At 32.0% G+C, this 10,929-nt stretch carries 13 protein-coding genes; 4 read left to right on the top strand and 9 right to left on the bottom strand.

The window, feature by feature from the left end:
* Positions 1 to 641 precede the first annotated feature (641 nt).
* The 3 genes from KSU54_RS17750 to KSU54_RS17760 all read left to right on the top strand — a co-directional run bounded on the left by KSU54_RS17750 (position 642) and on the right by KSU54_RS17760 (position 4,312).
* Positions 642 to 2,693 carry an elongation factor G gene (locus KSU54_RS17750; protein ID WP_117792706.1) on the top strand — a complete coding sequence of 684 codons (2,052 nt, stop codon included), beginning with the start codon at positions 642 to 644 and terminating at the stop codon, positions 2,691 to 2,693.
* 102 nt (positions 2,694 to 2,795) lie between these two features.
* Entirely contained in the window at positions 2,796 to 3,794 is a 999-nt protein-coding gene (gene galE, locus KSU54_RS17755) for a UDP-glucose 4-epimerase GalE (RefSeq protein WP_003537357.1), read from the top strand.
* A gap of 98 nt (positions 3,795 to 3,892) precedes the next feature.
* Positions 3,893 to 4,312 (top strand): hypothetical protein, encoded by a 420-nt coding sequence (locus KSU54_RS17760; protein ID WP_003537356.1) that lies wholly within the window; start codon positions 3,893 to 3,895, stop codon positions 4,310 to 4,312.
* Positions 4,313 to 4,387: 75 nt separating this feature from the next.
* Here KSU54_RS17760 and alr read toward each other — a convergent pair whose 3' ends face one another.
* Both alr and KSU54_RS17770 read right to left on the bottom strand, forming a co-directional pair.
* The gene (gene alr, locus KSU54_RS17765) at positions 4,388 to 5,461 is read right to left on the bottom strand and encodes an alanine racemase (protein ID WP_003537355.1); all 1,074 of its coding nucleotides are present in this window, start codon (positions 5,459 to 5,461) and stop codon (positions 4,388 to 4,390) included.
* A gap of 86 nt (positions 5,462 to 5,547) precedes the next feature.
* Positions 5,548 to 6,534 (bottom strand): LolA family protein, encoded by a 987-nt coding sequence (locus KSU54_RS17770; protein ID WP_003537353.1) that lies wholly within the window; start codon positions 6,532 to 6,534, stop codon positions 5,548 to 5,550.
* A 92-nt stretch (positions 6,535 to 6,626) separates the two neighbouring features.
* Here KSU54_RS17770 and KSU54_RS17775 point away from each other — a divergent pair, with 92 nt between their 5' ends.
* Complete coding sequence (locus tag KSU54_RS17775; protein WP_008791142.1) at positions 6,627 to 6,827, top strand: DUF378 domain-containing protein; 201 nt, start codon at positions 6,627 to 6,629, stop codon at positions 6,825 to 6,827.
* A 12-nt stretch (positions 6,828 to 6,839) separates the two neighbouring features.
* Here the strand turns inward: KSU54_RS17775 and KSU54_RS17780 are convergent, their stop codons facing one another.
* From KSU54_RS17780 to KSU54_RS19230, 7 genes are all read right to left on the bottom strand, one after another.
* Positions 6,840 to 7,463: an HAD family hydrolase gene (locus KSU54_RS17780; RefSeq protein ID WP_003537348.1), complete on the bottom strand. Its 624-nt coding sequence runs from the start codon at positions 7,461 to 7,463 to the stop codon at positions 6,840 to 6,842.
* Complete coding sequence (gene deoD, locus KSU54_RS17785) at positions 7,463 to 8,164, bottom strand: purine-nucleoside phosphorylase (RefSeq protein WP_003537346.1); 702 nt, start codon at positions 8,162 to 8,164, stop codon at positions 7,463 to 7,465. The genes KSU54_RS17780 and deoD overlap by 1 nt, the downstream gene beginning before the upstream one ends.
* 2 nt (positions 8,165 to 8,166) lie before the next feature.
* A complete protein-coding gene (locus KSU54_RS17790; RefSeq protein WP_003537344.1) occupies positions 8,167 to 8,634 on the bottom strand; it encodes a hypothetical protein in 468 nt (155 codons plus the stop codon).
* Between the two features lie 87 nt (positions 8,635 to 8,721).
* Complete coding sequence (locus tag KSU54_RS17795) at positions 8,722 to 9,162, bottom strand: hypothetical protein (RefSeq protein WP_022007392.1); 441 nt, start codon at positions 9,160 to 9,162, stop codon at positions 8,722 to 8,724.
* A 12-nt stretch (positions 9,163 to 9,174) separates the two neighbouring features.
* A complete protein-coding gene (locus tag KSU54_RS17800) occupies positions 9,175 to 9,831 on the bottom strand; it encodes an ABC-2 transporter permease (protein WP_003537341.1) in 657 nt (218 codons plus the stop codon).
* Positions 9,831 to 10,679, bottom strand: coding sequence for an ATP-binding cassette domain-containing protein (locus KSU54_RS17805; protein ID WP_003537340.1), 849 nt, complete (start codon positions 10,677 to 10,679; stop codon positions 9,831 to 9,833). Before KSU54_RS17805 ends, KSU54_RS17800 begins: the two co-directional genes overlap by 1 nt.
* Positions 10,680 to 10,682: 3 nt before the next feature.
* The gene (locus KSU54_RS19230) at positions 10,683 to 10,808 is read right to left on the bottom strand and encodes a hypothetical protein (protein ID WP_264292020.1); all 126 of its coding nucleotides are present in this window, start codon (positions 10,806 to 10,808) and stop codon (positions 10,683 to 10,685) included.
* Positions 10,809 to 10,929: the final 121 nt, after the last annotated feature.

Genomic DNA, 10,929 nt, shown 5'->3' on the forward strand with positions numbered 1-10,929 from the left:
GCTGACCCTCTGCTTGTAAGGCAGATGCTCTCCCAACTGAGCTAAACCTCCAGTGTCTCGTTGACTGCCATATAAATATAACAATTATCAAACAAAAGGTCAACACTTTTTTGCAATTTTTTTAATTTTTTCTGTTAAAACTCATTTTATAATGAGCATTTATTAAATAGATAAAATATCCTCATATAACTATTCATATTGGAAACAACTTGAAATCTAATCACTCCATAAATTTTAGAGATAGGTAAAATAAAAATTTATAACTATATTTGACTTAACTGTTTTTTGATAAAATCCTAGACTGAACAGATTAATAAAAATACTCAGCATGATAATACTAAATATGTTAAAAATGAAAAAGTAATCTAATCATTTACTTGCTTAGCTATTTTTCAATAATCAATACTCCTTTTAATTGAATATCTTGCCAAAAATAAGTCTTTAATTAAAAGTTTTAGGAAAAACTGCGCACGTGTATGCATTGAAAGCTCTAAACAAAATAAACAATTCATTATAACACTAAAAGAAATTTACAAACCAACATATGTAAGCGCTCTTTTTTATTATTATATTACAATAATTTTTTCTGTCATTATGATAAAATAAAAGAAAGAAGTTCATTTATAGAAAGGTGGTATTTTATGAGAACTTATCATGCGAACGAAATCGGAAATGTTGCTGTCTTGGGGCACTCTGGATGCGGTAAAACAAGCATCGTTGAAGCAATGGCATATCGCAGCGGCATCATTAATCGAACCGGAAGTATTAGCGAAGGCAATACTTTAAGCGACTATAGTGAAGAAGAAATAAAACGTCAGTCATCTGTCAATTTAGCTGTTATTCCTGTTGAATGGAATAACTGTAAAATCAATTTAGTTGATGTTCCAGGAATTTTTGACTTTGTTGGTGAATGCGAAGCAGCTCTAAGTGTTTGTGAATCAGCTTTGATCGTCGTTCCTTCTTCAGCGGGAATCAGTGCCGGTACAAAACAAGCGATGTTTAGAGCTAAAGATAAAGCCAAAATCATCTATATTAACGGATTAGATAACCCTAGCAGTGACTATGCAACTAAACTGCAACAATTAAAGGATACGTATGGCAAAGCCATTGCTCCCATCCAAGTACCAATCATGGATAATAATAAAATGGTCGGTTATGTTAATGTAGCTAAAATGGAGGGACGAATTTTTGATGGAGAGCAAACCAAGGCAACTGATATTCCTATTGAATTGATGGAACAAGTTCGGCCAATTAAAGAAATGATTGACGAAGCCGTTGCTAATACCAGTGATGAACTATTAGAAAAGTATATTAATGAAGAACCATTTACGAAAGAAGAAATTTCCTGGGCACTTCGTAAAGGGGTAATGGAGCGCACTCTTATTCCCGTTTTATGCGGAACTGATCAAATTGGTATTCAAATTATTTTAAATTCAATCGTTGCATTCTTTAGCGCTGCTGGTGACATGACAAATTCATTAATCGTAAAAAATATCGACACTGATGAAGAAGAAATCATCGGTTATGACGAAAGTCTTCCTGCAAGTATTTTTATCTTTAAAACAATTGCAGATCCTTTCATCGGCCGAACTACATTGTTTAAGGTCGTTACCGGAACCCTTTATAGCGGTAGTTCATTATATAATGTAAAAGAAAAAGAAATCGAACGAATCGCTAAACTATATCAACCTAGGGGGAAAGATTTAATCGAGGTCGATTGTCTTCATGCTGGTGATATTGGCGCAGTTACAAAACTTAGTTATTCAAAAACTAATGATACATTGTGCATTGCTGGTTATCAAATTATTGTTCCAGAGATTGAATTTTCAACTCCATATTACGGTAAAGCAATCGTTCCCTTAGGTAAAAGTAATGAGGAAAAAATTGCAAATGCAATTAATAAACTCTTAGAAGAAGACCCTACTTTAAAATTCGAAAGTAATCCTGAAACAAAACAACAATGCATCTATGGAATTGGAGACATTCATTTAGATATGATGTTAAATAAATTAAAAAGCAAATTTAAAGTCGAAGCGACTTTAGAAAATATCAAGATTCCATATCGAGAAACAATTAAAAAGAGCATTACCCAAAGAACCAGATTCAAAAAACAATCAGGTGGTCATGGCCAATTCGGCGAAGTCGAAATTACTTTCGAGCCTACCTACGATTACAGTCAATCATATCTTTTTGAAGAAAAAGTATTTGGCGGTGCAGTTCCTAAATCTTATTTTCCTGCAGTTGAGAAGGGATTAATAGAAAGCGTTAAAAGTGGTGTTTTAGCCGGTTACCCTGTTTTAGGCATTAAAGCTACTCTGATTGATGGTGCCTATCATAACGTTGATTCATCGGAAATGGCCTTTAAAACTGCAACTGCAATGTGCTTTAAAGAAGCTATCCCAAAAGCAAGTCCCGCCTTATTAGAGCCATATATGAAAATGAAGGTGGTCGTTGATGAACAATACACTGGTGACATCATGAGTAACTTTAATACTAAACGTGCTCGGGTAATTGGCAGTGATGTTTTAAATGACGGTCTAATCAAAATCGTTGCAGAAGCACCAATGAGTGAAGTGATGAATTATGCCGTTGATCTACGTTCAATCACACAAGGTCAAGGTGTCTTTGAAATGGAATTTTTAGATTATGAATTTGCTAGCGATAACATAGTTAAAGCAGTTCTCAATAAATAAAATGTCGAGCATATCTTCAATGATATGCTCGATTATTTTATCTAATCCCTTTTATTAAAAAGTTAAAAATGGTATTATTAAAACATATTAGGAGGTATAGTGATGAACGTACTTGTTTGCGGTGGAACCGGATATATCGGGAGCCACATTTGTGTAGAATTATTAAATGCTGGTTATGAAGTTACTGTGATTGATGACTTCTCTAATTCAAGACCTGAAGTATTGGGGTATATTAAACAAATCACTGGTAAAGAAGTAAAATTTTATGAATTTAATATTTTAGATGAGGAAAAAACTGAAGCTGTCTTTAAGGAAAATAAACTTGATGCCGTAATTCATTGTGCAGCATTTAAAGCTGTCGGAGAATCTGTTGAAAAACCAATTGAATATTATACTAATAACTTAACAACAACTTTGATCGTTAGTAAAATGATGAAAAAATATCATGTTAATCAAATTGTTTTTTCATCTAGTGCTACAGTTTATGGTGACCCAGAAACCGTTCCAATTACTGAAGATTGTAAGTTAGGTGAAACAACTAACCCATACGGTACTAGCAAAGCAATGATGGAAAGAATTTTAACTGACGTTCAACATGCATGCCCAGAAATGTCAGTAACATTGTTACGTTACTTTAATCCAATCGGAGCCCATGAATCTGGATTGATTGGTGAAGATCCTAAAGGGATTCCTAACAATTTAATGCCATATATCATGAAAGTTGCAACTGGTGAATTAGAATGCTTAGGTGTATTTGGTGATGATTATGATACACATGACGGAACTGGCGTTCGTGATTATATTCATGTTGTTGACTTAGCTAAAGGGCATGTAAAAGCAATTGAACATTATGCTAATCCTGGAGTCCATATTTGTAATCTTGGTACGGGTACAGGATATAGTGTTCTTGATTTAGTTAAAGCTTTCGAAAGAGTCAATAATGTAAAAGTTAAATACGTTATTAAAGATCGTCGTCCTGGGGATATCGCTACTTGTTATGCTAATCCTGCTCGCGCCAAGGAAGAGCTTGATTGGGTAGCTACCAAAGGAATTGACGAGATGTGTCGCGACACTTGGAATTATGCTTTAAAACATAAATAAGTTTAACTATGGGATATGTCACATCATATCCCTTTATTATATATTGTTTTTAGCTGAAATATTTGTTATTATATAAAGGTATATTATGGAGGCTAATCATGGAAAAAGTAAAGAAATTGTGGAAAGAAATTAGCATCTTTGGAATCGTATTAGTAGTGTTCATTGGATTATTTGTATATCGGAAAATAACCCATGTTGAATACACAACGATTACTCAAAGTGCATTAGTAGAAAAAGTTAAAGATAAGGATAGTTTTGTCGTAGTTATCGGAAATAATAGTGATAATACAACATTATCATATCAACAAACCATGACCACATTTGTAGAAAAAAATCGTAGTAAATCTCTATACTATGTAGACGTTTCTGGTGACAGTGATTATACTACTTGGCTAGAAGAAAAACTCGATATCACTGATGGTACGGTACCACAAACATTAGTATATGAAAAAGGAAAAGTCAAAACAGCTAAGACTGGTGCTTTATCATATTACCGATTAAGTCAATTGTACAAATAAAAAACAGCATAATGATGTATCTATTATAGTCAGTCTCTCGCTAACATTTAGATTTTACATCATTGTACTGTTTTTTTATTTTATATATAAACGGTCAACTCGTTTAGTAATCAAACAAATTATTTCATAAGGAATCGTTTCAAGTTCTCTTGCCATGCTCGCTAAACTTATATGCGCTCCAAAAATCTCTACCTTATCCCCTTCTTTAATCGTTTCATCTACCCGAACCATTATTTGATCCATGCAAACACGACCAACAATTTCAAAATATTTACCATTAATATAAACGTTCCGCCCCTGATTTTTACGAATCAATCCATCAGCATAGCCAATTGGGATCGTTGCTAAATATTCATCTTCATCAGCAGTATAAGTCAAGCCGTAACCAACTCGGTCACCAGCTTTAATTTTTTTAATCAGAGCAACTTTAGAATATAAAGACATTACCTGTTTAAATTCCTTTGTTTCATTACCAGCTGGATCGATCCCATACATAATAATTCCAATTCTCCCTAAATTAGAACGATCATCATGATGATAAGCCATTGCCGCACTATTACAACAATGAATATATTTAAATTTATGATCAGCTACTAAATCATAAAAAAGTTCTCTTTGCTGGTCAAAAGCTGCCTGTTCACCATCAGCTGTTGCATAATGCGTAAAAATTCCTTCTAAGATAAACTTATTGTAATCAATAGTATTTAACATCTCATCCAACTGTGCTTTGCTAGTTAAGCCAATACGATGCATTCCCGTATCTAATTTAATATGGATTTTCAACGGCTGTTGATCTATCAATGTTTCTAGATGATGCATGTAATCCAAGGAGATCATTGTTAAAGAAATATCATATTTAATTGCTAAATCAATTTCTTCCTTAGAAGTTGGAACAGCTCCTAAAATTAAAATTCCTTTAGTAATACCTAATTCACGTAACTCAATTGCTTCCGGTAAGGTTGCTACTGCAAACATCTCAAGATATTCAATATCTTTAATATATGTGGCCACTTCTCGATATCCATGACCATAAGCATCCGCTTTAATTACCGCCATTAACGGACGTTTAAATTTTTTATATGTTGTTTCAATATTTTCTTTTAAATATTTTAAATTAATTTCTGCATATGTATCACGATGTAAACTCATATGACACCTCCATCTTGTCTAAGTATAATCCAATCTAATTGATAATTCAAATATTTTCATAATTATGTATTAGAGGCATTTTGCCTCTATTTTAAACTCGATGTCTGCATACTACTGATTACATTGACCATTTCATCTTTATTTAAATCTTGAGAATACAATTTGCATAAAACACCTGATTTCATCATCATTAATTGACCATCATTATAAAATGCCACACCATCAACAAGATCAATTACTTCACCACTTACCGTTTCAACTGCAACTTCTTCACTAGCAGTTACCGGTGTTTCAATTACTGTAAAATTCTTATCTCCAGTGAATTTTAAAATATGGTTAGTTGTCCCATCAATCGTTGAAACTTTTTCACTATCTAAAGTGCTTCCCATTAAGGCAACTGGATATAATGGTAACTCACTAGAAACATTAGAATACTCATTAGTACTCTTTTCTAAAACCTTCTTCTCATTAAAATTATCTTTTCCCAATTTAACATCTGTCTTAAAATCAGTAAAATCAGCGGTAATTATTTCAGCTTCATCTTTATCTAAAACGGTTACTTGCTTTGGCGCTAATGATTTATCAAAAATAATTTCTTGAGCTACCACCCGTGAATCATTTGGATAAGTCACTTCACATTTAACTTGATAACCTGTTTTTATTTTTTCCACTTCGCCTTTTTCTAATAATTCAATTAGAGATTGATAGATGTATGGTTTTGGGGAATTATTCGGCCACTCACTTTGAAATTTAAAGATTTGATTTAAAGTTGGTGTTAAAACAAAAACACCATCAGGGTTCTTAACAATGATTTGTGATTGATTCAATGATTTATCATATAATTCTACTTTATAATATTCATTCTTTTTTTCTTTTAAATAACTAACATTGACTAGATAACTTTTAAGTTCATCATTTTCAACCATTTCCATATTACAAGTAAGTGCATATTTATCATAAGCCTTAACCTTTTCAATCACCTTATCTAAAGAACTATCTTTCATTTTAAAGAAAGTTAACGCTGCGATTACTATCACAACTGCCGCGGCAATACCAATATATATTTTTTTCAAATTTACACCCCCAATAATAAATATGTTTAAAAATAAATATTATGTATAAAGATATTTCTAATGGATACACTTTAATAAGGAGGATGAAGATAATGAATATATTACAAAAAATTTCATTAGTATTAACAATTATCGGAGCGATAAACTGGGGCTTAATCGGTTTATTCAATTTCAACCTAGTTGATTCTCTATTTGGTGTTGATAGCTTTTTATCAATGTTAATATATATTTTAGTTGGTATTGCCGGTATTATTAATATTATGCTACTATTTACTGATTTAGATACAAAATAAAAGAGTAGTAATCTACTCTTCAATTATGAATGGAGTCATTTCTCCATTTTTTTTATTTATTCTAATTCTATTTTTAACCATTTTTAACATTGGAATATCGTGCATTGAATCAGAATAAGCATATGAATTTTCATAGTCTATCTCAACCCCTAATTTCGCTATAACCGCAGTTAACCGTGTTACCTTTTCTTCGTTTTTACAATTATTACCAATCATTCGACTTGTATATTTGCCTCCGATTACCTCTGTTTTCGTTCCTAATATCCCATCTACCGGCAGATCACAAAATCTTAAGTAACCTTCAATCGATGCTGAACAGATATAAACAAGATAACCGTCATTTTTTTTATCTTTTAATTCTGCAACTACATTAGGATAATATTTAGGAATAAGACATGTTTGATAAAAATCATTAAGCTCTTCATCACTTAAATTATCCATTGGAAACAACCAGGCACTTTTAGCCGTTTGAAATTTTACTAACCCAATTATCGATAAAGGAAAAGCAACTGCTACCTTTAGCAGTCTAAATACTGCTAAAGGATGTTTTTTTAAATAATATTTTAATAGTGCTCTTCCTGAATCACCATGAATCAAAGTATCATCATAATCAAAAAACGCAAACTTTTGCTTCATTAAGCAATCTCCAAAGCAATTTCCATCATCGCTGTAAATGTCTTTTCTCTTTCCTCAGGGGACGTTTCTTCATTTGACACCAATGAATCAGATACTGTTAACAATGTTAAAGCACGCTTATTTAAATAGGCTGCAGTAGCAAATAAAGCATATGATTCCATTTCTACTCCAAGACAACCCATTGATGCCCATTTTTCAACTGAACCTTGATCAGCATGATAAAAAATATCTGATGCTAAAACATTACCAACATGGTAAACAACGTCTTTTTCTTTAGCTTTATTAACTGCCCGCTCTAATAAAGCATAACTAGAAATAGCACTATAAGTACCCGGTAATTCATATTGATGAGCAAAATTAGAATCCGTACAGCACCCTTGAACAATAATAATATCTCTTAAATGCACATTTTCTTTAAAAGAACCACATGAACCGATCCTTATAATATTTTCTACATCATACTGACTAAATAATTCATAACTATAAATTCCAATCGATGGCATCCCCATTCCCGAACCCATGATTGATACTTCTTTTCCTTTATAAGTTCCCGTATATCCGAACATATTACGAACTGTATTAAACTGTTTTACATTCTCTAAATAAGTTTCTGCTAAAAATTTTGCTCTTAAAGGATCTCCCGGCATCAATACTGTTTTTGCTATTTCTCCTTTGGTCGCTTGATTATGTGGTGTGGCCATATTTATTCCTCCTTTACCTTTCCATCTCTTAAATAATAATACGTATCAATCTCTCCAGGTTCATTTAATTCTTCACCTTTTATTGCTGCTATTAGATTTTCTAAATAATCATCAACATCACTAACTCCTAATTGAGCATAATATCCCTCAAGAACTAAAAAAGGACCAAATCCATAATCATCTTGATTAAAATCAATAATGCTATTGATTACTTCATCATAGGCAGCCTTTACTTCTGTAAGAGTCTCTGTATCATCCATATCATATTCAATAATTTTCATATGATCACCAAACTCTTCTTTTATTAAAGGTAAACCATTTTTTGTGAAGTTCTCACAATTAGGACACCCTTCTAAATAAAAGTACTGTAATGTATATGTTTCTGTATAAACATTCTTTTCCTTTTTTTGACAACCAAATAAACTTACAGTGAGTACCAAGGTTATCATGATTTTAAATATTTTTTTCATATTACACCTCACTCGTTATTATAACCCAAAATTATCTAAATGTATACTAATGCAAAAAGCATCTACTCATTAAGAATAGATACTTTTTTAATTATCTTTAAAATAATAGTATTTTTCGATTTTTTCTGGTGCCATCAATTTCTCACCACTAACTGCTCTAATTAAATTATTTAAAAATTTTTCAATATCATAAACTCCTAATTGAACATAATGATTCTCGAGGACTAAAAACGGCCCAACACCATATTGATCATAATCAAAATCCTGAAGCTGTTCAAGATCATGATCATAAGCTTTTTTAACTTTATCAAACGAAGTTGCATCATCCATATTATATTTAACGATCTTCATATGTTTTCCAAATTCTTTTTCGATTAGAGGAATCCCTTTTTTTGTAAAAAATTCACAATTAGCACAACCTTCAATATAATAATACCGCAAAGTATATGTTTCATGATACTTATCTTGACATCCTAGTAAACTAGTAACAAAGATAACAATCACTAATATCTTTAATATTTTTTTCATTGCTCATTATCATCAAAACTCTTTTTCTGTCATAATTTTACAACTAATCAAATACGATATTATCCCCGCACCAGCAACCATTAAGAGTAAAATCATCAACAACCCGCTTAATCCAATCGTGCTTAATGCATCAATCATCGCAAATACATCAATTCCAAAATTTGAAAGAACTGACACAACTAAATAGCCAATTGCAAAAGCACCACCCATAACTAACAGCATTGCTACATTTCCTTTACTTTGACCAAATTTAAGTTGAACTGGAATTATTATTAAGACCATCATTAATGCCACTAACAAGATCATTGCCGCAGTTAAAAACCACTCCAAAATAATAACCTCAGTTCCTTGAATAAAAACAACCACTATCGATAAAATTGTAGCTGCCAGCCATGCCCCGGTCGCCAAAGTAGCTGCAAATAAATATTTTTCTTTGACATATCCAGTTCTTGTCACTGGTAAAGTAAAGAGAAACGCATTGCCATTATTAAATTCATCATAACTAATACTGCTTATAACGAACATTGCGGCAATAAAAGTAGCATAACTAATTACAAAAAATATATTTGTCTGGGTAACCGCAAAAAATATTGCCATTGCTGCAATTACGATAAAAAACATCTTTTGATTCATCATTAATTTAAAATCTTTAATATATAGGCCTTTCATTATTTTTCACCCCTAATCATTAATGTCATTACCTCATCAATACTACTTTTTTCAATAACCACGTCAGGATAATTTTCTAAATAAAATTGTTTCTGATTAGTTAAACAGCGGTATCCAAAACTTTCTCTCTTTTGACAAAGCAAATATTGTTTATCTAATTCATAAAACTGTTCCTCATCAACTTTCAAAATCGCATAGTCACTTAATAATACATCTGTTTCTTCATGCATAACAATTTTACCCTGATCAATCATATATAAATCATCACATAGTCCTTCTAAATCACTGGAAATATGAGAACTAATAATGATTGCACAATCTTCATTTTGTTCCATATAATCACGAAGCATATCCAGCAATTCATCTCGCACAATAACATCTAAGCCTGCTGTTGGCTCATCTAAAATCAATAACTTACTTTGGTGTGATAAAGCAATCAAAACTTTTAATTTTACTTTCATTCCCGTTGAAAATTCTTTGATTTGTTTGTTTAATGGTAATTCAAAATGACGAACTCTTTCAATAAACATCTGTTTATCAAAATGACGATACAGTGATTCCATAATAGGGATGATATCTTCAATCCTCAGATATTCACTAAATCCCGAATCCGATAACACGACCCCAATATTTTGTTTATCTTCTATACTTAATCTTTTAATATCTTTGCTAAATAATTTAACAGTCCCACTATCTACTGAAATCAGACCCAAAACAGCTTTAAAAGTAGTACTTTTACCAGCACCATTTTGTCCGATCAGCCCAGTAACACAACCAGCCTTAACTTCTAAAGAACAATTAAGCTTAAAACGTCCATAATCTTTTTGCACATTAATTAGTTCTAACATATCTTATTCCTCCATAATCAAATTAAATAAAGCTTTTATCTCATCGTCGTTCATCCCGTAACGTCTTCCTTTATCAATGGTACTTTCCAGTTCAGTTTCGACTTCTTTGCGCCGCTCCTCCAACAACAACTCTTGATTCGCCCCTTTTACATAAGTACCTTTGCCATGAATCGTTGCTGTAAATCCTTCTGTTTCGGCTCCGTGTCAATAGTGGAGGGGCTTAAGAGATAGCGAAAGCTATCTCTTTTCT

The organism is Erysipelatoclostridium sp. MSK.23.31, from assembly GCF_019125875.1.
GTDB classification, from domain to species: Bacteria; Bacillota_I; Bacilli_A; order Erysipelotrichales; family Coprobacillaceae; genus Thomasclavelia; species Thomasclavelia ramosa.